At 66.0% G+C, this 21980-nt stretch carries 22 protein-coding genes; 6 read left to right on the top strand and 16 right to left on the bottom strand.

Features of this window, described 5'->3' with window-relative positions; translation table 11 throughout:
• Positions 1–563: 563 nt before the first annotated feature.
• The 6 genes from ACYU7L_RS18690 to ACYU7L_RS18665 all read right to left on the bottom strand — a co-directional run bounded on the left by ACYU7L_RS18690 (position 564) and on the right by ACYU7L_RS18665 (position 7346).
• Entirely contained in the window at positions 564–1412 is an 849-nt protein-coding gene (locus ACYU7L_RS18690) for a glycosyltransferase family 2 protein (RefSeq protein WP_460799903.1), read from the bottom strand.
• A 236-nt stretch (positions 1413–1648) separates the two neighbouring features.
• Positions 1649–3040 carry a tyrosine-protein kinase domain-containing protein gene (locus ACYU7L_RS18685; protein WP_460799900.1) on the bottom strand — a complete coding sequence of 464 codons (1392 nt, stop codon included), beginning with the start codon at positions 3038–3040 and terminating at the stop codon, positions 1649–1651.
• 62 nt (positions 3041–3102) lie between these two features.
• Positions 3103–3648 (bottom strand): heme-binding beta-barrel domain-containing protein, encoded by a 546-nt coding sequence (locus ACYU7L_RS18680; protein WP_460799896.1) that lies wholly within the window; start codon positions 3646–3648, stop codon positions 3103–3105.
• A 389-nt stretch (positions 3649–4037) separates the two neighbouring features.
• On the bottom strand, positions 4038–5771 hold the full coding sequence (locus ACYU7L_RS18675) for a DUF4012 domain-containing protein (protein WP_460799894.1): 1734 nt from the start codon (positions 5769–5771) through the stop codon (positions 4038–4040).
• Between the two features lie 69 nt (positions 5772–5840).
• The gene (locus tag ACYU7L_RS18670) at positions 5841–6251 is read right to left on the bottom strand and encodes a hypothetical protein (RefSeq protein WP_460799891.1); all 411 of its coding nucleotides are present in this window, start codon (positions 6249–6251) and stop codon (positions 5841–5843) included.
• Between the two features lie 138 nt (positions 6252–6389).
• Positions 6390–7346, bottom strand: a complete 957-nt coding sequence (locus ACYU7L_RS18665; RefSeq protein WP_460799888.1) for a beta-keto acid cleavage family enzyme — start codon at positions 7344–7346, stop codon at positions 6390–6392.
• On the opposite strand from ACYU7L_RS18665, the gene dtd reads away from it, so the two are divergent.
• Positions 7306–7743 (top strand): D-aminoacyl-tRNA deacylase, encoded by a 438-nt coding sequence (gene dtd, locus ACYU7L_RS18660; protein ID WP_460799886.1) that lies wholly within the window; start codon positions 7306–7308, stop codon positions 7741–7743. The genes ACYU7L_RS18665 and dtd overlap by 41 nt on opposite strands.
• Here the strand turns inward: dtd and ACYU7L_RS18655 are convergent.
• The 7 genes from ACYU7L_RS18655 to ACYU7L_RS18625 all read right to left on the bottom strand — a co-directional run bounded on the left by ACYU7L_RS18655 (position 7733) and on the right by ACYU7L_RS18625 (position 12890).
• Positions 7733–7876 (bottom strand): hypothetical protein, encoded by a 144-nt coding sequence (locus tag ACYU7L_RS18655; protein WP_460799884.1) that lies wholly within the window; start codon positions 7874–7876, stop codon positions 7733–7735. The genes dtd and ACYU7L_RS18655 overlap by 11 nt on opposite strands.
• A 140-nt stretch (positions 7877–8016) precedes the next feature.
• Positions 8017–8313, bottom strand: a complete 297-nt coding sequence (locus ACYU7L_RS18650; protein ID WP_460799881.1) for a DUF1416 domain-containing protein — start codon at positions 8311–8313, stop codon at positions 8017–8019.
• Between the two features lies 1 nt (position 8314).
• Entirely contained in the window at positions 8315–9163 is an 849-nt protein-coding gene (locus tag ACYU7L_RS18645; RefSeq protein ID WP_460799879.1) for a sulfurtransferase, read from the bottom strand.
• A 52-nt stretch (positions 9164–9215) separates the two neighbouring features.
• The gene (locus ACYU7L_RS18640) at positions 9216–9686 is read right to left on the bottom strand and encodes a DUF4395 domain-containing protein (RefSeq protein WP_460799876.1); all 471 of its coding nucleotides are present in this window, start codon (positions 9684–9686) and stop codon (positions 9216–9218) included.
• 557 nt (positions 9687–10243) lie between these two features.
• The gene (gene hutU / locus ACYU7L_RS18635; protein ID WP_460799874.1) at positions 10244–11899 is read right to left on the bottom strand and encodes a urocanate hydratase; all 1656 of its coding nucleotides are present in this window, start codon (positions 11897–11899) and stop codon (positions 10244–10246) included.
• 88 nt (positions 11900–11987) lie between these two features.
• A complete protein-coding gene (locus tag ACYU7L_RS18630; protein WP_460799872.1) occupies positions 11988–12488 on the bottom strand; it encodes a TlpA family protein disulfide reductase in 501 nt (166 codons plus the stop codon).
• 99 nt (positions 12489–12587) lie between these two features.
• A complete protein-coding gene (locus tag ACYU7L_RS18625) occupies positions 12588–12890 on the bottom strand; it encodes a MoaD/ThiS family protein (protein ID WP_460799870.1) in 303 nt (100 codons plus the stop codon).
• A 75-nt stretch (positions 12891–12965) separates the two neighbouring features.
• Between ACYU7L_RS18625 and ACYU7L_RS18620 the strand changes: the two genes are divergently transcribed.
• Positions 12966–13754, top strand: a complete 789-nt coding sequence (locus ACYU7L_RS18620) for a winged helix-turn-helix transcriptional regulator (protein WP_460799867.1) — start codon at positions 12966–12968, stop codon at positions 13752–13754.
• A gap of 47 nt (positions 13755–13801) precedes the next feature.
• Entirely contained in the window at positions 13802–14194 is a 393-nt protein-coding gene (locus ACYU7L_RS18615; RefSeq protein ID WP_460799865.1) for a VanZ family protein, read from the top strand.
• Between the two features lie 21 nt (positions 14195–14215).
• Here ACYU7L_RS18615 and ACYU7L_RS18610 read toward each other — a convergent pair whose 3' ends face one another.
• Both ACYU7L_RS18610 and ygfZ read right to left on the bottom strand, forming a co-directional pair.
• The gene (locus ACYU7L_RS18610; RefSeq protein WP_460799863.1) at positions 14216–15316 is read right to left on the bottom strand and encodes a DUF1972 domain-containing protein; all 1101 of its coding nucleotides are present in this window, start codon (positions 15314–15316) and stop codon (positions 14216–14218) included.
• Between the two features lie 120 nt (positions 15317–15436).
• Positions 15437–16420, bottom strand: a complete 984-nt coding sequence (gene ygfZ / locus ACYU7L_RS18605; protein WP_460799861.1) for a CAF17-like 4Fe-4S cluster assembly/insertion protein YgfZ — start codon at positions 16418–16420, stop codon at positions 15437–15439.
• A gap of 49 nt (positions 16421–16469) precedes the next feature.
• On the opposite strand from ygfZ, the gene mshD reads away from it, so the two are divergent.
• Together mshD and ACYU7L_RS18595 are read left to right on the top strand one after the other, a co-directional pair.
• Positions 16470–17345 (top strand): mycothiol synthase, encoded by an 876-nt coding sequence (gene mshD, locus ACYU7L_RS18600; RefSeq protein ID WP_460799859.1) that lies wholly within the window; start codon positions 16470–16472, stop codon positions 17343–17345.
• A gap of 1131 nt (positions 17346–18476) precedes the next feature.
• On the top strand, positions 18477–19709 hold the full coding sequence (locus tag ACYU7L_RS18595; RefSeq protein ID WP_460799857.1) for a hypothetical protein: 1233 nt from the start codon (positions 18477–18479) through the stop codon (positions 19707–19709).
• Between the two features lie 72 nt (positions 19710–19781).
• Here ACYU7L_RS18595 and ACYU7L_RS18590 read toward each other — a convergent pair whose 3' ends face one another.
• On the bottom strand, positions 19782–20324 hold the full coding sequence (locus ACYU7L_RS18590) for a hypothetical protein (protein ID WP_460799855.1): 543 nt from the start codon (positions 20322–20324) through the stop codon (positions 19782–19784).
• Positions 20325–20360: 36 nt separating this feature from the next.
• Between ACYU7L_RS18590 and ACYU7L_RS18585 the strand changes: the two genes are divergently transcribed.
• Positions 20361–21407, top strand: a complete 1047-nt coding sequence (locus tag ACYU7L_RS18585; RefSeq protein WP_460799853.1) for an acyltransferase family protein — start codon at positions 20361–20363, stop codon at positions 21405–21407.
• Positions 21408–21980 lie beyond the last annotated feature (573 nt).

Genomic DNA, 21980 nt, shown 5'->3' with positions numbered 1-21980 from the left:
CCGAACGATGCTGGTGATCAAGAATGCTCCATTTCCGAGCACCAAGCCCACCAGCATTGCAACAACTGTGGCGTTGGATGACGGCCATGGGAGCAACAGGAGAGCTAGCGCACCCAGATTTGCAGGGAGCGCGATGCTTGCCACCCACATAGCACTACCACCAGCCTCAGCCGCGACTGCGCGACACCACAGTGAGGCCTGAAAGACCGCATTAACACCACTTAGGGCAAGAATCAGTGTCACGGATGGAGACGTGCGTTCCGTGACCCCCAGCCAGAGTCCGCCTGCCGCAACCGCCAACAACCCTGCAACAGGCATCCAGGTCTGAAAACGACGAGCGCCCTGCCGAGTGATCCGATCTTCGTTCAGGAGCATTGGATAGAAGACACCCACCACCAAGATCTGAATCGGCAGGTTGCCTAGGTTGAATAGGTAGAGGTAGGCATCTGTTGCGTTCGTTGGCCCAAATCGCCAGAGAAGTCCGATCAGTTGTAGAACTCCGACCGCCTGAGAGGCGGTGGACAAGAAGGGCGCGGATGTCCACCGTCGCCAACTGGTGCTATTCACCGGCTCCGCCCACCATGCCACGCGGCGAGGCTCCCTTTGACGAGGGCTCTGACCTTGGCCCACCGGTTGGTCTCAAACGCCGCAATGATTAAGCACTTGCGAAAAAGAACCAGATACGTTCCAAAAACCCCCCTTCCGTTCACGCGGAGTTCCTCTGGTGCCGATCGGTGTTTTTTCGCATACAGGAGCATGTCTTGCGCCATATGGTAGTTGCGGAATGGCGAATGGTTCCATGCCGTGAAACGTCCGAAACGCGCGGCGTGACCGATCTCGTGGAGGATCTCGGCACGGCTGGCCCGCACGATTCGAAAGCCCCACTGCCTCAACCGCAGACAGAAATCGAAGTCCACGTAGTCGATGAACAGATCTTCGTCGTACCCGCCCACGGCAGACCAAGCATCGACGTCAACGAGTGACCCCGATGTGATGCAGTAGTCGAGGTCTTGATCGACGAAGGTCGGCTGATCGCGCCCGAGATTTCGGTCCACTACCGTCGGGGCGACGATAGCAATCCCCGCTGCATGCTTCGCCATAAGGTTTTCGACCATGTCTGACCCACTGACGGAGTCTTGGTCGAGTAGGACAACGAGGTCTGTTTCGGCGTGACGCGCCCAGCGCATTATCTGATTGAGCGCAACCGCAATGCCCCTGTTTTGATGATTTTCAAGAATGGTCACCCCCGGAAGCCGCGCTTGCACGACAGAGACCCACGACATATCGGTCGAGGCATTATCGACCAGAATTACTCGTGGGACCTGTCGAGAAATGGCGAGCACGTTCTCCAAGAGACGGGTGACATCAGGATTGAAGGTGACGATCCCGGCGACAACTGAGGGGCAAATCATCAAGAAAAGACAGACCTGGGAGTGGCCGATCGGCGCTGCGAAACAAGCCCAAGGCAAGCCAGGGGCAACCGGGAGTCGGTGTATCCGGGCCAGGTCATTACGCGCATACCGTCACTCTAAGCCAAGCGAACAGGAGTCGAGCGTGAGTCGTCCGCGGGAGCACGGCGGGCAACACATCGATGATTCTTCGGGTTGGCAAACCGCCCACTTGTAGGAGTATCAGTCACGATTCGAACTCAGTCGGCTCTTGTTGACTGGTCGAGGACCGGAACAGAACTGGGCGCGTACCCATAGCCGTACCCATAGCCGTACCTTCCGCCTCGATTAACCGGAACCATGTTAAGCACTACTCCCAGCACTCGGCCGTCCACCTGCTGCAGTCGATCGAGTGCGTGCGCCAGCTGGTCTTTCGTGGTCTTCCCATGACGAAGCACCATCAGCGCACCGTCAGCCTTGGCCGTGAGCAAGGCTGCGTCAGTAACCGGGAGCAACGGAGGAGCATCGATGAGGACCACGTCGTACTCCTCCCGCAGACTGTCGAGAAGTTCAGCCATCGCCTTTGACTGCAACAACTCGGCCGGATTGGGAGGGATAGCACCGCTGGCGAGCACAAAGAGCCCAGACCCATCGTGGCGTTGGGTTGCATCCTGCAACGAGACCTTACCTACAAGGACAGTGGTCACCCCGATGGAGTTGTCGAGGCCGAGCGCCGCGGCGGCCCGCGGACGACGCAGGTCACACTCCACGAGCATCACTCGCTGCTCCGACTGGGCTAGCGCGATCGCCAAGTTGATCGCCGTGGTGGTCTTCCCCTCGGCCGGTAGTGCGGAGGTGATCACCACGACTTTGTCTGAACGGTCCACTTCGAGGAACTGGAGATTCGTACGGAGCACCCTGAAGGACTCCACCCGTGGCGCATGCGAGTCGAGGGAGCTGATAAGCGGCCTTGAGCGAGTCGACGAGTCATAGGCGATCGTCCCCATGAGGGGGATATCGACGATGGACTCGACATCCTTTGACGACTTGATCGTGGTGTCCATGAGTTCACGCAGAACTGCTAGGCCGAACCCCAGGAGCAGGCCAAGGACCAAACCGAGCGCGAGATTCCGGACGGGCCGAGGAGCCACAGGGAAATCCGAGTAGGAGGCTGGGTCCACGATCGATGCCCGGATTGGCGGTTCCGTGCGACCGGCAGGTGTTTCGATCTCACGGACCATGGCGACAAGCGCCTCAGCAACCGCCTCAGCAAGTCTCTGCGCCTCAGCCGGGTCTTCGTCTAGAACGGCCACCTCAAGGATCACTGTCTCAGGAACGACGGAAGCCGATATTCGGGCGGTGAGCTCCTCGGCGCTCAGCGACAAACCGAGATCGTCAATGACTGATTGCGCTAGCTCCCTACTAGTGGCCAAGTCGGCATACGAAGTGACTCGCTGAGCAGAGAAGAGTCCCCCCTGGTAGGCCTCCGCCGTGTCTGCCTGAGTGGTGGACACAAACAACCGAGCAGACGAGGAGTATTGGGGGGTCGAGATGAAGGTCAGTACCGCCGAAACTGCGACCAGCAGGGACGTGACGGTAAGGACCAAGACCCATTGGCGGCGGAGAGTCCCCAGGTACTCACGCAGTTCCACTCAAGTCTCCGATCGCACGGTTGGCCAGCGAGTCGCTACTGTAGAGGGTCCGGCTCGCGACACTACTGCTGGCCTTCGCTGCCGGGGGCCTGTTGCGTCTCGGGCCGGGAGGATGGCTGACGCCTCAGGCGGGCCCACAGGTGGGGCTGCAGCGGTTGCCCCATGGCCGCCATATCGTAGGCGTAGAGGAGATCGCCCTCAACATTGCCGTAGAGGCGATGCCCCCCAGTGACCTCCTTCGCCGACTCTGTGCGCATTACCGCATCGGTTGAGATCTCGAGTTTCCCATCGTCAGCATCCCCGTACCAGAGCTCAGCGAAGCCAGTGTGGTGTGCGAGAACCAGCTCGATCTTGCCCTGGGGTCGTGCCCGGAGGAAGCCCGTCTCGATGGCGGCGTCGCGAACCTTCTGCCCGTTCTCAGCAACGATCCACGAGCGCGCCATGTAATGGAAGAAGGGCCTGCCGTCGTGGGCGAAGATGAGCTCCTGACCGAACTGGAACGAATCGATGGTCGGATAGTCCCCGTGGCCGTTGCCCCGCCATGTGCCTAGCATCCACGCGACAGCGGCGCAGTCGGGGTGGAGGTTGTCCGAAAGTTCAAAGGGCATGCGCGCCAGTCTAGTGTGGGCCCGTGTCTCGAACGCTCGTCCTCAAGTGACCTGCGGCAGCACAGGATCCCGAACGCTGCAAACAGGCCTTCACCGTCCCTGAGTCGGCTGTCGCAGCGGGCGCCGAGGTCAACATATGGCTGACGGGCGACGCTGCGTGGTTCGAGGTGCCCAGCAGGGCGGACTTATTCAACCTCCCGTTCACAGCCCCACTCGCTGACCCTGCACGTGCTCGTGGGGTCGGCTCGAGTGACGGTCTGCAGCCAGTACGCCGAGCGCCGCTCGATCACCCTCGACTTGTGACGCCCGGCCTGCGGATCGCTGGTGCGGCTGTGTTCGTCGAGGAAGACCTTGCTGATGGCGTCCAGGGCCCTGGTCTATGGATCTGATCAACAGCTACTGCGGGCCGAGGTGACTTTGTCGCCGGAGACGAGGCCGGGAGACATGGTCACTTTCGCATCGGCGGCCTGGTCGGGGCCGCTGGTCATCTGCCAGGTTACCTTCAGGTCTTCAACGCTGGAGAGCAGAGCGACAAAGCGGATGGCAGGTCTGCCATCCATGTTGACCACCGATGAGTCGAGTTCCTCCCCCTCCAATGTTGCTCCGTCGACTGAGCCACCATAGGGCCCAAATATCCTGACCTGAACGAGCTGACTTCCGGGGTCCGTGCCGAAGACACCTCCACCGGTGATCGAGTCCGGCAGTTTCCTGGCTTCGGTCGAGTTGATGGTGGAGCCGAGCCGCATGGTGGCCGACAATGCTTGACGGCGCCCACTGCAGGCGACAGAACGAACCGTCACGCTCGATCGCAAGTAGTAGGACATTTTGGCCCCGGTCGCGTCGTTGAGCGTGACGTCTACATGAGGTACGGACCCGTCATCCCCCGAGAGCTCACCAAGCACAACGGAGCCCTTCAGTGCTTCCTTCTCGGCCTCCCCGAACGGTGCCACCAGCAACCGGCCCTCGACGGCGGAGCGTTGAAGGGCCTTCAAGAGTTCGAGCGGCGACGACACCTCCCCCGTGATCGCGTCGAAGACCTTTCGCGCCGTTTGAGCAAAGAAGCGGTCCTGCGCTTCGGGGGCGAGAGTCAGGTAAGGCTCGTTCAGCAGTCCATCGACCAGGTTGTCGCTTGTGAACGTCCGTCCCCCAACATCCACAGGCCCTGTTCCATTGAGCATGTACGAAAGGGCCACGGGGTCGAGAGCAATGACTCCATCAAGCTCGACCCGGTTGACCTCCTCCCAGCGAGCCCCCATCAGTTCTGCCGCCCGCGGAAAATCTGAGGTGAAATTGGCGTCGAGAAAGTAGGTGCCCAACTGCTCACCATAGAAGTGGCGCTCGGCGTCACTTAGGGGCAGGACGGGCGTCTCTCGCTGACCGAGATCGGTGCCAGTGCCCTGCCGGCCCATAGAGAGTCGACCGTTGTCGGCAATGACTTCCGCGAAGGCTCCAGGCAGGCCACCAGTCGCTCTGATCTCGGCATTGTTCTGAAAGACCAGGAGATAGCGTCGTTGTTCCTCGCCACCCGCCATCGTGGGCAGCAGTTGCACAGCGCTATCGGCGGAGGCCAACCCCGATCGCAGGGACTCCAGTCGCGCTACATAGTCATCGAAGCGCCCCCGAAGCCGGCCCACGTAGCTCGAGCTGTCAAGCTCTGCCACCATGCCAACGGCCGTCTCAGCAGCGATGAGACTCTTCTTCACCGGCCGCGCCAGGCTAGAGGCCACGTCCAGGTCGATACGTCCGTCCACGACAAGCTCGTCCACGCTCTCAGAGCCGTCCAGCAAGGGATCGACGCCCTCGCTCGCGAGCAGATCCAACGAGTGACTCAGTGCGCGAACACCGACCACATCGTCGCCTAACTCAGGCATGTGGCTGAGCAGCGACCACCAGGGGCCGTCCACCCCCTCCCGAGCGGCGGCTGCCGCCTCCTGCAGCGCGTCAGCGGCCGAAGCGGCCCCGGGCTCGTCACCTGCGCTCACCGCGTCCTGCAACTTGATGACGGCACTCTCGGCCGCGCGCAGGTCCTGCTCAACTGCGCGTGCCGACCACGCGGTGTAGCCGATCCCACCCAATACGAAGATCAGGAGGGCGAACGGGATCAACCTTCGTCGTGTGAGCACGCAATCATCCTTTCAGACGCAGAACACCCCCACCCAGAGACCCGGGTGGGGGTGTCCGTGCAACCTCAATTAGCGGTTGGGAACCCACAGGTTGAAGGAGTTGCTGCTCGGGGCGTAGGAGGACATCGTGTTAGGCACGAAGGTCACGGTCACCACGTAACGGCCCGCCTTCTTCACCTTGGGGAACACGAAGGTCTTCGAGTCACCCGTGGTAAAGCGCTTGAAGGAGTACGTGAACTTGCCATCGCGACGAACGAACGTGATGAACACGTGGCCCCGGGGCGCGCCCTGACCCGCAACAGGGTCGACGTTGACAGTGATGCGCGGCTTCTGGCCGGGCGACGGCGGAGCCGGCTTGACTTCGGTCTCGGTGGGCGTGCCATCCGGGTACGGCTCAGCCGAAGCCGGAGCACCCGAGAAGGCGACGAGGCCGAACGTCATCAGGAACGCCGAGAGGATCCCGGCGATCAGCTTCTTCATAGTGTCTCCCCATGTGGCCCTGCGGCCTGGTATAGAACGTGGTTGAGGGTTCAGCGTAAAGGGTTCGAGCAAGTTCTGCACGTTCAGTACGAAACTTCTCGCCCTGTCACCAGTTGTTAACTCAGCGAAGCTCCTAGGTCACATGGCGTTGACCGGCGCGTCGAGCCCGAGCAGGACTCTTGCCTCGCCCCCGCACAAGGGGCGGCGCTGAGCGAGTGCCCCCAGGGCTACAGCCCTGTCCACCAGTTCACGATTTACTGACACCGGCACACCCCGAGACAGCGTCAGCACGTCCTCCATCCCCACTCGCAGATGTCCGCCCTTCGACAGTGCGGCCAGCGCGACGGGGAGGGTGGAGCGCCCAACACCGGTGGCCGACCAGCTGGTCACGGCTCCCGACAGGGACGCGACAGCCGCGACGAGCGCGTCCGCTGTCCCAGGCATTCCTCCAGGGACGCCCATCACCAGGTCGCAATGGACCTTGCCGCCGTAAGGGAGGCCATGCGTGTCGAGCAGGCGCCCCAGCGCGTGGACGTGACCGAGATCGAACAACTCGAACTCGGGAACAATCTGGCGCTCCTGGCTGAGCTGGTACAGCTCGCAGATGAACGGCCACGGATTGGAGAAGACGTCGTCGCCGAAGTTGGTCGTCCCCATCGTGAGGCTGCACGAGTCGGGGGCGGCTTCGAGCACGCGCAGACGCTTCTCGAGGGGGTCGTGGACCGACCCCCCGGTGGAGAGCTGCACCACGAGCGTCGTCGCCTCCCGCAGGGCGGCCACAGTCTCGGTCAGCCGCCCCAGGTCCAACGTCGGACGGTGTTCGTCGTCCCGGATGTGCACATGGATCATGCCGGCCCCCGCGGCCTCGCACTCCCGTGCGGTCGCAACGAGCTCCTCAAGGGTGGTGGGGAGTTGGGGGCAGTCGGCCTTGCTGGTCTCGGCACCCGTGGGGGCGACGGTGATCAACAGACGGTCGTCAGGGACAGCAGCCATGGCCGCATCGTGGCAGACTGCGCGCGTCCATGTCGACCAGTGGCGCAGGAGGTTCTTCGCTTTGAGGGCCGTTGTGCAACGAGTCTTGAGCGCATCCGTCACGGTTGACGGGAAGATCGTCGGCGAACTCGCCCAGCCTGGGCTACTGACCTATCTCGGCGTCACCCACGCCGACACCCAGGCTGACGTCGCGTGGATGGCACGCAAGCTCTGGGGACTACGACTGCTGCAGGGCGAGCAGTCCGCCTCCGAGGCGGGTGCGCCGATCCTGGTGGTCAGCCAATTCACCCTCTATGGCGACGCTCGCAAGGGACGGCGCCCCACTTGGCAGGCAGCAGCGCCGCGCGAGGTCAGCGAGCCCATGTATGAGGCGGTATGTGCGGAGCTCGAGCGCCTCGGAGCACACGTCGAGCGCGGGGTCTTCGGCGCCGACATGCAGGTCACGGCCGTCAACGACGGGCCGATCACGCTGCCCCTGGAGAGCCCCGTCAGCCGTTGACCGTGAGGGCCTTGAAGACGAGGAACGCGGTGATGACGATCAGGATCGTGAGCCCTACCCCCTGCAGCAGCATCGTGCGCCGCTTGCGCTCCACCGGGTGCGCCTTGCGGCGCCGCTTCGTGCCCGCTGCCATCCTGCTCTCCTCCGCCGCGCCACTGAGACCTGAGCCCTTCCGGCAAGAAGCCTGCGGGACAACGGCGTCCTCACGCTCACGAGTGAGCAAGATTTCACCGTCGTCCCGCAGTGGTCTAGCTAGGTGGTGCATGCAAGAGATCAGATCGCGACGGTGACCTCCGCGACGGCCCCGATCTGGGCGATGACCTTCTTATCGACGGTGTCGGCCTTGGGGGCGAGGGTCCGTAGGGTCCACTCGCCGTCCTTGGCGAAAAAGCGGAAGTGGCCGGTGGCCGAGGTGGGGACCTCGGCGGTGAACTCGCCGGTGCGGTCGAGCAGGCGCACGTAGGCGTTGCCCACCGGCTCCCCCTCGCGCAGCACCTGGCCCTGGATCACGGCCTCCTTGGCGACGTTGACGCCGTCGAGCGACAGGCCGCCTTCAGTCGCGCCGCACATCTCAGGCCTCGCCGGCGTCGTCGCCGAGGACCACGGGGACGCCGATGAGCGAGCCGTACTCGGTCCACGAGCCGTCGTAGTTCTTGGTGGACTTGTCGCCGAGCAGCTCGTGGAGGACGAACCAGGTGTGGCTCGAGCGCTCACCGATGCGGCAGTAGGCGATGGTCTCCTTGTCCCAGTCGACGCCGGCGTCGGTGTAGAGCTTGCGCAGGTCGTCGTCGGACTTGAACGTCCCGTCGTCGTTGGCGGCCTTGCTCCACGGGACGTTGGCGGCCGTCGGGATGTGGCCGGCGCGCTGGGCCTGCTCCTGCGGGAGGTGCGCGGGCGCCATCAGGCGGCCGGCGTACTCGTCGGGACTGCGGACGTCGACGAGGTTCTTCACGCCGATGGCCTCGACGACCTCGTCGCGGAAGGCGCGAATCGAGCGGTCCTGCTCCTGCGCCGTATAGGTGGTCGCCTCGCGCGTGGGGACGGCGTCGACCAGCTCGCGACTGTCGAGCTCCCACTTCTTGCGGCCGCCGTCGAGCAGGCGGACGTCCTGGTGGCCGTAGAGCTTGAAGTACCAGTAGGCGTAGGCCGCGAACCAGTTGTTGTTGCCGCCGTAGAGGACGACCGTGTGGTCGTTGCTCACGCCGTTCTTGCTCAGCAGAGCCTCGAACTGCTCCTTGTTGACGGCGTCACGGCGGACCTGGTCCTGCAGGTCGGTGGTCCAGTCGAACTTGATGGCGCCACGGATGTGTCCCTTGTCGTAGGACGTGGTGTCCTCGTCGACCTCGATCAGGACGACGTCGGGGTTGTCGAGGTTGTCCTCGACCCACTGGGCGGTGACGAGAGCGGTCTCGCGGCTCATGAGGGTTGCCTTTCGGTTGGTGGTGCGATGTCGGGGCTGATCCGTGGAGGGATCAGTGGATGGAGGAGTCGATCAGGACGCGACGAGCGGCCTCGGTGCGCGGCAGCACACGGCGTACCAGCAGGAAGAGCTCGCAGCCGAGGCAGAACGCGAAGACCGCATTGAGCAGAGCGGCGGCCAGGGCGAACCCGGTGGCGACGGCGCCGAGCAGCTCGAGGCCGCTGAGGTAGCCGAGCAGCGCGACCAGCGCGAAGGTGAGGCCGACCGCCTGGGCGAAGCGCGGCGGTGCGGCGTCCTCAAGCTCGGCAGGAGGGCTGAGCCGAGGGCGCACAGCGGTGCGGAAGACCCAGGCGAGAGGGGTGCGCTGCACGCCGAGGCCGGCACCCACGGCGAAGAGGGCCGCCTGCACGCCGAGCAGCGTGAGCCCGAAGGTGGAGGGCGCCGTGAGCAGCACGACGGCGAGGACCACCGCGGTCACGGCGGCGTTGAACTGGGGACCGCGGGGGTCGATCTGCGAGGGCACGGGTACTCCTGGGATGTCTCGATGTCCGGGGGCCACAAAGGGGCACAGCATCGGGACGCCGCAAGCGCTCCGCACAGACCGTCGGTCTGTGGGTCACGCGAAATGGGAAGGGCGTCCCGTCAGGACATTCGACACAGCGACGAGCGCACGAGGCAGTGATCCACTGCGCGGCGCTTGGTCAGCATGGTCGAGGACATGACCAGAACATTAGGGGGTGCCACCGAGGCAGGGAAAACGTCGTCTCATCATGTGAGTACTACGTCCAAAGAGTGAGACTTCGCGATTGTGGGCTCGAAGCCTCAAGAACCGGCCGGACGGCGCCGACAGCGGGGTCGAACGCAGCGGCCCGACATCCCGACTTGTTGGCACTCGACTACGAGTGTCGACGGTCGGCCTGCCTGAAGGACGCACGAAATGACACCGCACTCCACTGGAGTGGAGCGTCGCGCTGAGCCGCTCCCCTATGACGTCGCCGAATGGATGGGCATGGACCAAGCCATGGTCCCGGCCCTGTTCGCGCTCACCACGTCGACACCCGACGACGAGAACGCCACATCTCAGCCTTCGCGCATGGGGATCCTCAGGCTGCGACGCTCGGCCACCGCCAGGGCCTCCAGATAGCCCGCGTCCACGTGGCGCAGCACCCCGGTGCCGGGGTCGTTGGACAGCACCCGAGCGATCTTCTGCGCTGCCAGCGGGGTCCCGTCGGCGACGGTGACCTGACCCGCGTGGATCGAACGGCCCATCCCGACGCCACCGCCGTGGTGGATCGAGACCCAGGTCGCGCCTGAGGCGGTGTTGAGCATGGCGTTGAGCAGCGGCCAGTCCGCGATCGCGTCGGAACCGTCGAGCATCGACTCCGTCTCCCGGTAGGGCGAGGCCACCGACCCGGAGTCGAGGTGGTCGCGCCCGATCACGACGGGGGCGGAGAGCTCCCCGGAGGCCACCATCTCGTTGAAGCGCTGGCCGGCCCGGTCGCGCTCGCCGTACCCGAGCCAGCAGATGCGCGCGGGAAGGCCCTGGAAGGCGATCTTGTCGCGGGCGCCGCGCATCCACTTCTGCAGCTTGTCGTCGTCGCCGAAGAGCTCAAGCACCGCCCGGTCGGTGGCGTGGATGTCAGCCGGATCGCCGGAGAGCGCCGCCCACCGGAAGGGGCCCTTGCCCTCGCAGAAGAGCGGACGGATGTAGGCGGGCACGAAGCCGGGGAAGTCGAAGGCGCGCTCGAAGCCGCCGAGCTGAGCTTCACTGCGAATGGAGTTGCCGTAGTCGAAGACCTCCGCGCCGGCGTCGAGGAAGCCGACCATCGCCTCGACGTGGCGAGCCATGGACTCCCTGGCACGCAGGGTGAAGTCGTCAGGATCCTTGGCGGCACGCTCGTGCCACTCCTCGACGCTGATGTGCAGCGGCAGGTAGGAGAGCGGGTCGTGGGCGGAGGTCTGATCGGTGACGATGTCGATCTCGACGCCGCGTCGCAGCAGCTCAGGGAAGACCTCGGCACAGTTGCCAACGAGGCCGATGGAGTGGGGACGGCGGTCCTGCTTGGCGCCCAGCGACTTCGTGACCGCGTCGTCGAGGTCGTCGGCGATCTCGTCGAGATAGCGGTCCTTGACTCGTCGGGCGAGCCGGGTGCGGTCGACGTCGACGACCAGACAGACGCCGTCGTTCATCGTGACCGCCAACGGCTGAGCGCCGCCCATGCCACCACAGCCGCCGGTCAGCGTGAGGGTGCCGGCCAGAGTGCCGCCGAAGCGCTTCTCGGCGACCGCGGCGAAGGTCTCGTAGGTGCCCTGCACGATCCCCTGAGTGCCGATGTAGATCCAGGAACCGGCTGTCATCTGGCCATACATGGTCAGGCCGAGGTGCTCGAGACGGCGGAACTCCGGCCAAGTGGCCCAGTCGCCGACGAGGTTGGAGTTGGCGATGATCACGCGCGGCGCCCACTCGTGGGTCCGCATCACGCCGACAGGACGGCCCGACTGGACGAGCATGGTCTCGTCGGCCTCGAGCGTGGTGAGCGTGCGGACCAGTGCGTCGAAGCACTGCCAGTCGCGGGCGGCGCGGCCCGTGCCGCCGTACACGACCAAGTCGTCGGGGCGCTCGGCCACCTCGGGGTCGAGGTTGTTCATCAGCATCCGCAGTGGCGCCTCGGTCTGCCAGCTCTTGGCCGTCAGCGCGGTGCCTCGCGGGGCGCGGACCGGACGGGCTCCCTGCATCGCGACCTCCTGGCGGCGGCCGCGGCGGTCGCGGACGCCACCCCCATCTCACCGCTGCGTGACGCTCAGCGCCAGGGGTCCGTGGGTGTCAGTCCTGGGTGAGGGTGTTGCTCAGGGTGGAGAGGACTGCCTCCTTGCGGGGCGCTCCGGCGGCGCGGGTGATCTCCTGGCCGTGCTCGTCGAGGATCAGCGTCGTCGGGGTGCGCAGGATCCCGAGGCGGCGGACCATCTCGAGGTGGTGCTCGGCGTCGACCTCGATGTGGGTGACGCCGGGGACGAGCTCGGCCACCTCGGTCAGGGTGCGGCGAGTGGCGCGGCAGGGGGCGCAGAAGGCGGAGGAGAACTGGAGGAGGGTGGCTCGCTCGCCCAGCTCGTGGGCGATGTCGGTGTTGGCGAGGACGTTGAGGTCCTTGTCGGGGTCGGGGATCGCTAGAGGCTCGTTCGCCGGCAGGCGCTCGGTCGGCTGGGACTCGTCGACGGCGCGGACGCGGTGGGTGCCGCGAAAGCGGCCGTCGGTGGCTGCGCGGTAGAGGCCGAAGGCGACGGCCAAAAGGACGGCGATGATGAGGACCCAGGCTCCGGTGTTCACAGGCTTATCAACGCTTGGGGGTGTGTTGGCATTCCGACGAGGATGCGGTGGGCTGGTCTCGACGTCGGTTGCTGCGCAACCTGCTCGACCAGCGAAACGTCAGCCGCCGGCGAAGGGGGGGAGGAACTCGACGGTGGCCCCGGGGTGGACCAGGACGTCGTTGGGATCTTCGGCGCCCGCCGGGCGCTCACCGATGAGGACGGAGCAGATCTGGACGACGTCGCCGAGGCGGGTGTTGGGGTGCAGTTTCACCGCTCGAGCCATTAGGTCCGTGAGCGTCACGGGGCCGTTGACCGGGATGTCGTCGTGGTCTACACCGGCGGCGGCCTTGGCGCCTGCCCAGTAGCGGACCACGATGACGTCTGTCTCACTTCGGTGTGACTGGCCCGTTTCGTCGCTCATATCGGTATTCTCTCCCAATCCCCGAGGGACGATGCAATGGCGCACACCGGTCCTCGTTAACCGGGAGGAGTCAGCTTGAGCAATCTGCTGTTACTCACCAGCGCCCTGCAGCCCTCAGCCGAGGTCCTGCCCGGGCTGGCTTTGCTTGCCCACAGCGTCAAGGTCCTGCCCGCGGAGGGCAGCGCCCTGCTCGAGGCACCCGACGCAGACCTGCTGCTGGTCGACGGACGCCAGGAGCTGGCTCACGCCCGCGACTTGTGCCGACTGATCCGCACGACCGGCAGCGACGCGCCCGTCATCCTGATCCTCACCGAGGGCGGCCTCTCCGTGGCCACCGCCGACTGGGGCATGGACGACGTCGTCCTCGGCACCTGTGGTCCGGCGGAGCTCGAGGCGCGGATCAAGCTCGCCATCGGCCGGCTGGCCGCGCAGCGCACCGCCGACGACCCGGACTCCCACGTCATCCGCACCGGCGAGGTCGTTGTCGACGACGCGACGTACACCGCGAAGCTCGGCGGGCGGCCGCTGGACCTGACCTTCAAGGAGTTCGAGCTCCTCAAGTTCCTCGCCCAGCACCCCGGCCGCGTCTTCAGCCGCCAGCAGCTGCTGCAGGAAGTGTGGGGCTATGACTACTTCGGTGGCACCCGCACCGTCGACGTCCACGTCCGGCGGCTGCGCGCCAAGCTCGGCCCTGAGCACGAGACGCTGATCGGCACCGTGCGCAACGTCGGCTATCGCTTCGTGCTGCCCAGCAAGAAGGAGACCGCGGCCGCGGAGCAGGCGCGGACTTCGGAGCGGGCCGCGATTCAGACGGCGGAGGGGGACGCCGAGGTCTCCGCTGCGGCTGAGACAGTCGACAACTGAGCATCGTGCTATCGCAGCGGCTCGGCCGCGGGGTCCTGTGGGCGGCCATGGGCGCCTACTGCCTGGGCTTGGCGTTGGTGCTGTTCAATCCGTCCAATGACGTCCCTACCCAGTCCATCCGATGGTTCTCGGACCTCGGCCGCGCCCTCGGAATGCCGGAGCAGCTGAGCCACACCTCGCGCGTCGAGTTCGGGCTCAACGTGCTGATCCTGGTGCCATTCTCGGTGCTCGGCGCGCTCATCACAAGGAAGGCCGACTGGCGGATCTGGGTTGCCTACGGCTTCGTGTTCTCGGGGCTCGTCGAGCTCACCCAGGGTCTGGCCCTCGGCGCGCGGTCCGCCACCTTCAGCGACGTCGTGGCCAACACCCTCGGGGCGGGGCTGGGTGCAGCCGGCGTGGCTGTCCTTATCGCCGTTCGCCCCGGTCACAGATCCACCTAAGTCCCGATACCCGACCTGGCGTCAGACAGTGGCGAGGCGTCGCGCGACGGACATAACCAGCGCCTCATAGCCGTCCGCGATGTCGTCCCATCGATACAGCTTCTCGACGCGCCGCTGGCCCTGCTGAGCGCGCGCCTCGGCTGCCTCCAGGCCCGCATCGTGCTGACCGATCGCGGCTGCGGCACTCTCGGGAGACGAGAAGTACAAGGCGCAGTCGCCCGCCACCTCACGGTTGAAGACCACGTCGAAGGCGATCACGGGCGCGCTAGCGCCGAGCGCGCGCAGGAGAGAGGGATTGGTCCCTCCTACCGAGTGACCGTGGATGTAGGAGCGGGTGTGGGCGTAGAGCTGGTTGAGCAGGTCTTGGTCCCACACGCCTCCCACGAAGCGGACGTCCGCGTCCCCGGCAGCCGCCCGCACCTCGGCGACGTACTCGTCCGCATAGGGGGCCGAGCCCACGACCACGAGGGGATGCGGCGAGCCGCTCAGGCGGTAGCCGGCCACCGCCACATCGACGTGGTTCTCCGGCTCCATCCGAGCCACCACCAGGTGGTACTGCCTGGGTTGGACGTCCATCTGCTGGAGCAGGTCGGTGCCAGGACTCAGGATGGGGGCTCCGTAGGCAAGGATGTGGCTGTCTCGGCCATGCTCCTCGCGCAGGTGATCCGCGATGCCCTGGGCGTCGGCGATCAGAGGGAGGCCCGAGCCGGCGGCGCTGCGCTCCGCCCACGTGTAGTACTTGGCGCCGAAGCCGGCCCACTTCGCACGTCGGGACTCGATGCCGTCCATGTGGATCACCGTCGGGATCCGGCGCGCCCGGAGCGCCGGCACGAAGGGGGCGTTTCCCGCGTTGAAGAGAATCGCGGCGTCGGCGCCGTGCCGCATCAAGTGAGCCACCGACAGGCCCGTGTGGCTCAGCGTTTCCACGCTTCGCTTCTTCACGGCGGGAAGGTTGACCAGCTCCATCCCCTTGTACGAGGTGAGCTCCTGCCCGCTGTTGCGGCAGTAGACGACGACCTCATGGCCTTTGTCGACGAGCCGAGAGCCGACTTCCTCGACGCATGTCTCGAAACCGCCGTATTGGGCCGGCACCCCTCGCGTTCCAAGCATGGCGATGCGCATGGGCGCAGACGCTACCGGAGCACGGGCCCCCCGTTATAGGGAGGTGACCAACCGCACTGCACGCTGCCCGGCGCGGCAAGGCGCGGCCTAGGGCTCTGCGCTACGTCTGGATCGCCCTGCTCAGCCCAGTTTGGGTCGCACGTGCAGGCCCACCTCCGGGTCGACCAAGACCTCCTGGTTCGCCACGACGCCGTCGGCGACCAGGGTCTCGTCGAGCGGCACGTTGCGCTTGACCATCGCCAGCGCGATCGGGCCGAGCTCGTGGTGGCGCGCCGAGGAGCCGACGAAGCCGACGACCTTCTCCCCGAGCTTGAGCTCCGCGCCCGCGGCGGGCAAGCGGTTTTCGGTGCCGTCGAGGTGGAGCAGGGTCAAGCGGCGGGGCGGGCGACCGAGGGTGTGGACGCGGGCGACCGTCTCCTGGCCGCGGTAGCAGCCCTTGTCGAGGTGGACGGCACTGTCGATCCAGCCGGCCTCGTTGGGGATCGTGCGGTGGTCGGTGTCGATGCCGAAGCGGGGCTCGCCGTGCTCGATGCGGAGAGCCTCGAAGGCCCAGAGGCCGCAGGACGGGGAGGCTGCCTTGGCGTAGGGCTCGAGGTCGGCTCTGGGGATGAGGTTGTAGTTGGCGTAGAAGGGTCTCGACGTCGGGTGCTGTGCAACCTGCTTATCCGGCGAAGGCGGGCGCCAGGTGACTGCCAGCTCCTCGGTGAGGTTGGTGATCGCGACGCGGGTCATGAATTTCATGCGCTCGAGGAAGTCGATGAGAGGCTGTGCCTGGCCCGGCTCGGTGTGGGCGGTGAAGGCCTCGCCGTCGTCGACGCCATAGAAGGCGTGCTCGACGTGACCGTTGGGGCTCAGGATCAGGGCCGCGGTCCACACGCCGGGCGGCAGGTCGGTGAAGAACTGCGTCGTCAGCGAGTGCAGCCACGTCAGGCGGTCCAGGCCCTCGAGGCGGAACACGTCACGGTGGGAGAGGTCGACGAAGCCCTCGCCGGACGCCAGGGTGCGCTGCTCGGTGTTGAACGAGCCGTAGTGCGCCGCCACCGGAGCGTCGATGCCGTCGCCGGCGACCGCGCCGGGAAGGGACAGGAGTGGAGAGGTACTCACCCCTCCAGTCCACCACGGCGCTCCAACGAGTGCCTTCTAGGGTTGCCGCATGGAGTCCGACACCCCCCACCTCGACACCCTTGAGTCCGACGTCCTGATCCGGATCGGTTCGATCGCCGCCGACGCCACCCGCGCCGACGGCGCCCCGCCGCTCGACGAGGGCACCTGGCTGGCGCTGCACCACCGGCCCGCCCACGAGATCGGGTGGTGGCTCGCCGATGACGGGTTCGCGCTGCTCATCGACGGCGACCTGAGCCTCGTCGTCCGCCCCACGGTGCGCGATCACGGACTCGGGCGCGCGCTGATCGAAGAGGTGCTCGCCGTATCCGAGGGCGAGCCCCTACGCGCCTGGTCGCACGCCGATCACCCCGGCGCGCACGCCCTCGCCGCGACGTACGGCTTCGAGCGGGTACGAGACCTGTGGGTCATGCGGCGCCCCGAAGCGCTCGCGCTGCCCGAGATCGTCGTGCCCGACGGGCTCGTCGTACGGGCGTTCGAGGCCGGCGACGAGGCCGAGCTGCTGCGGGTCAACGCGGCGGCGTTCGCGGCGCATCCCGAGCAGGGAGCGATGGGCCCGGCCAACCTCGCCGCGCGCATGGGCGAGGACTGGTGGGACCCCGCCGGGCTGCTGGTCGCTGTCGACAGGTCCGGGGCGATGCTCGGCTTCCACTGGACCAAGCTCCACCCGCGGGTGGGCGAGGAGCCGCTGGTCGGCGAGGTGTACGTCGTGGGGATCGCCCCGGGCACCCAGGGGCGTGGCCTCGGCAAGCTGCTCACGTTGGCGGGGCTGCACCACCTCGCATCGAAGGGCGTGGCGGAAGTGATCCTCTACGTCGAGTCCGACAACGCGCCGGCAATCGCGGTCTACGAGCGGCTCGGCTTCGCTCACGCGGCCGCCGACACGCACGTGATGTATCGGCGCTAATGAGGACGCCGCGCCTCATCGACCCGAGTGCGCCGCCGAAGGGCAACCGCACCGGACGTCTGCCCACGCTGGGGTGGTATCGATGACGTGGGTGCAGGAACGAGGCGGAAGGACCGATCGAGCCAGGCGGGCCAGGCCGCCGGTGGTCCCGGCGGCTGCGTGACCACAGTCGGGGCATGTCTGCGCCCGGGTTGAGGTGGTGTGGTGAAGCGTCGTGGAGCCCCCGAGGGTGGTTTTGAGGGTCAGCATCACCTACACCTATCCCCGGAGATCAGATGACGGTGTCATCGGCATGTCCGCTACCCAAGACGGGGTAGCCCGCGCCATGGAAGGGACGGCTCCCACTCGGCACCGTCACACCTGTGGCGTATGAGCAGGTGGTGGACACGACTTCGCCCCGGGATATCCACAAGACTCGTTGGGGAGGTCTACGTCGTGGGGATCGACCCGGGCACCACCCAGGGCGCGGGCTCGGCAAGCTGCTCACGTTGACAGGGCTGCACCTCGCATTGAAGGCGTGGCGGAAGTGGTCCGCCACGTCGAGTCCGGCAATGCGCCAGCGATCGCGGTCCATCAACGGCTCGGATTCGGGCATGCCGACGCCGATGCGCACGTGATGCCTTAGCGTTGATTGCGGTATGGCCCGCCTCGGGCCACCAGCCATCCTGAGTTGCCCCCACGTGACCAGGGCCGTCCAGGTACCAGCCGGTGGAGAGACCGGCCTCTGCTGCGGCCCGAGACCCAACGGGCTCCTGCTCCCTCGGCGCAGATCCCCATGCCCGCCAAATGCTCATCGGGGGCCGTGTCGCGATGGCTGAGCGTGGCTTGGCGACTGCGGCAACCCGAGCACTTCCGGTCAGGCGGCGCGTAGCCTGACCTGTCGTTGTCGACAGTCGTAAACGATGGGGACCGTCAGATGTCGAACCACGGCATAGTTGCGGCCGTCATCGCCGCTCTCTTTGTCCTGGCCGGGATCGGTTCGCAGGCACTCCACAACCTTCGTGACGGCCAGACGCTCGGGGCATGGGAATGGCTTGGCGTGCTCGGTGCGACGCCGTTCGACATTATCGCTCTAATGGAGGACTCCCAGGCGCGCCGACGATAGGCGAAGGACTCGCGTAGCCTGCGGGCATGGTGGAGTTGGCGATCCTGATTGGTGCGACGGTCCTGGCGCTGGTTGTCGGCACCATGCGCCGGGATCGTGTCGTCGCCCTAGTGCTCGTCCTACTCGTGTTCGTCGTCGTGGCGCGACCGGTAGCCACAATGACGCCGCTCGCAGCGATGATCGCGCTGACTGCGCTCGCCGCCATGAGGCGGCCGGAAGTCCTGAGGGCGAGAGGATTGGGCAGGGTTTACGCGCCGCTCACGCTGCTTCTCGTCACCCTCGGCTACGCAACGTGGGCGCATGCTCCGGCGAAGGGGTGGAACTTCTTCGCCCTGCTCGCCGTGTCGTTGCTGTCGTCGTTGCTCCTAATGCAAGCCGCTACGGACGCAGAGCGCGCCGTCGTGAGCAAGTGGCTGGTCCGTCTCGGCGTCGTCGTCGGACTGTACGCCGTGCTCGAAGTGATTGGCGTCGCCCCGGCTATCTGGGGTGCGGGCACCCCGTCCACGAACCAGATATTCACTGGTCTCTCTCGTGCCCAGGCGACGATGGGGCATCCGCTCCCTCTGGCCTTCTTCCTTCTAGTAGCACTGCTAGTCGCCGCGCGAGACCTCGATCAACGTGCCGGTTCGCGGACACTAGTCCTGATGGCGCTTTCCGCCGGTTTGCTCGCTACGGGAAGCCGCTCAGCAGTCGTCCTGGCGATGCTGTTCGGTGTTGTCGTGATCTCGAGGCGGGTCAACTTCCCACTCGCCGCATGGATCGCCACGCTCGGCCTCACACTCGGGATCGCGTTTGGCATCTTCCGTGGCGACGCCGCCCAGCGATTCCTATCCAGCGACTCGCTGAGTCACCGGATCGGAGCCTTCGAGTCAGTGCCCCGACTATTGCAGTGGCAGGACGGACGCGAGGTGTGGCTGGGCAACGGCGTGTTCAGCGCGCCGAGCTTGTTTGCTCGGGGGCTCTTGCAGCGCGGTGAGTTTTACGCAGTGGACAACCAGTTCGTCTCGACATTGGTCGAAGGTGGAATTGTCGGCTTGGCTGCTCTGGTCTGGCTGCTGGTCGCTGGAGTGCGCACCGCCGACACCACGGGACGGCTTCTCATCCTGGTGTCCGCGGCCATGTTCCTGTCGTTCGACCTGCTCTTCTACGCGAGCGCGACCGTTATGCTCGGGTTGGCGCTGGGCCGCCAGTCGCACCCTGCTCCAGCCCCTCGCGAAGCTGCCCGTTCTCGTCGGACAGCCGCTGCAACCCGACGCTGAGCAAGCGCTCGCGCACAACGGCTTCGCCGAGCGCATGACATGCCTCTCGGCAAGCGTCTTCGGGGGTCACGTTCACGTCAGGGCCACCGATCCGGTCCGAAGAGTTCCGCCCGCGTCGCGGGCCTTGATCATCAGCTTCATGGCTCCGCTGGTCGCGTCCACGTAGATGGACAGCTCGCCGTTGGCGAGATCTGCGTCCATGGGTGCGACTGTTTTGGCCTGGATGAATCGTCCGCGCATGTCGAACCGTGTGCCTACTGCCGCGTCGCGACCCATGCGGAGGAGCTCGCCGGCTTGCGTGCCGCGCCCCTTGAGGTGCGCCACCACGTCAGAATCGGGGTTGGACTGGACGGTCAGCATCGCGACGTCTCCAGCGACATTAATACCGCCCTGCGTGACGACAGCGACTCCACCGACCGAGACCTTGCGCGAGCGAACCTCTCCCGCGTAGGCGTGGAGCAACTGCGTGGTTGCGAGCGACATACGGGTATTTCCGCCGAACAGCAGCTTGGCCGTTCCTGTCTTGCGTAGCGCGTATCTGTCCGTGCCCTGCGTGGGCGAGGAGATATCGAGCGGTTCGGGGACGGGGTGGCCGGCGTCTATGACGAACTCCACTACGGACTGACGGCCCGTTAGGCAAGGATGTGCGGCATGCCGACCCCCCAGTCGCTCTCTGCAGCCTTCGACCCCCGCCGCAATAGCCTGAACGCCCTGCGCCTGGCGCTCGCGACGGCGGTGATCGTGTCCCACTCCTGGGCGATCGGTGACTTCGGTCCTGAGCCCTCGGCCGGCGGGGCACATCTCGGCACGTGGGCGGTTCTGGGGTTCTTCGCGCTGTCAGGCTTTCTGATCACACGCAGTCGTCTGCGGCTGGATGCGGCGAGATACTATGAGGCCCGCGCGCTCCGCATCCTGCCTGCCTTCCTGGTCTGCCTTCTGGTGACGGCTGTCGTGTTCGCGCCGCTCTCGGCGCTCAAGGCCGGTTCGTGGGACGCTGCCAGTGCCATAACGTACGTGCTCCGCAACCTGGCGCTCTATCCACCCTCGATCGCCCAGGACGGTATCGCGTGCACGCTCGCCGGTGTCCCTTTTGCGGGCATGTGGAACGGCTCCCTGTGGACGCTGTTCTGGGAGGCGGGCTGCTACCTACTGGTCGGAGGCGTGGTGAGTGCCGTGCCCGCGAAATATGTTCGGGGATGGCTTGCGGCGGGGTTCATCCTGGCCTCGGTAGGGTCGCTCGTCGCTGAGCTTGGAGTGGTGACGGCGCCGGGCATCACGGCGAGGGCGATGCCAATGGTCGCCGCTTTCCTGGCCGGGTCCATCGTGTTCCTCTGGTCCGACCGGCTCTCGATGCGCCCGGCAACCCTGGTCGTGGCAGGCGGCATGCTGGCAGCAGCGACGGGTCTCGGGCTTGTGCAGTCCCTCGGCGCCCTCCCGATCGCGATCCTGCTGCTCTGGCTGGGCGCGTTCCCTGACCTAGCGAGCGTAGGGAGCGTGTACGACATCTCCTATGGCGTCTACATCTATGCCTGGCCCGTTCAGCAGATGGTTGTCCTGACCCTGGGTGACCGTCTGAACGTGGGGGTGATGATCGCGCTGAGCGTGGCGGGCACGGTCCCGTTGGCATACCTCAGCTGTAGGGCAGTTGAGAAGCCGGCATTGCGGTTCAAAGCTCGGTCATCAGTCCCGGTCGGGTAGTCGGCAGGCTGGTCGCAGTTGGCCGGTGTTACTCATTGGCGGAACGGTGTCCTTGGTCGCCGCACATGTGTCGCGCCGATTCGTGGAGCGGGACGCTCTGGCCTGGTACGCCCAGCGCACACAGGACGGGGCGTCGGATGACACCACCGATGGCGAAGCGAGTGCTTGGGCTGTGAACGCGATAGCCTGGTTGAATGATCTGTTCAGGGTGAGGCCACGCAAGCGAAGGCTTCGCGCGAGTGGGCGCCACTGGCTTGGTTCAACCGGCTGGTCTGGTGAATCACCTGTAAGTGTTCGTGGTGGCTGGCCTGGGCTGACGTCGGGCAGAACGAGTCAGGCTGGCCCGGCGAGTGCGCCTGCACGGATGTCTTCCACGCAGCCAGCACCTGACCTAGCTGCGCGTTGACCCGAGCAGTACGTCCGCGATCGCCTGCGCGATTGAGTGTGCATGGCGTCGTTCGGGTGGAGGTGGGACTGCTGCACGATCAGGTGACAGGTTGGGTCACGCAGCCTGAGTGGCTGGCGCGGTCATGATGGTCTCGTACTCGATGGGAGTCAATCGCCCGAGAGCGG

Source organism: Nocardioides pacificus, from assembly GCF_054775955.1.
Note: the sequence above shows the minus strand (reverse complement) of the source record. Positions and strands in the feature narration are given on the sequence as shown.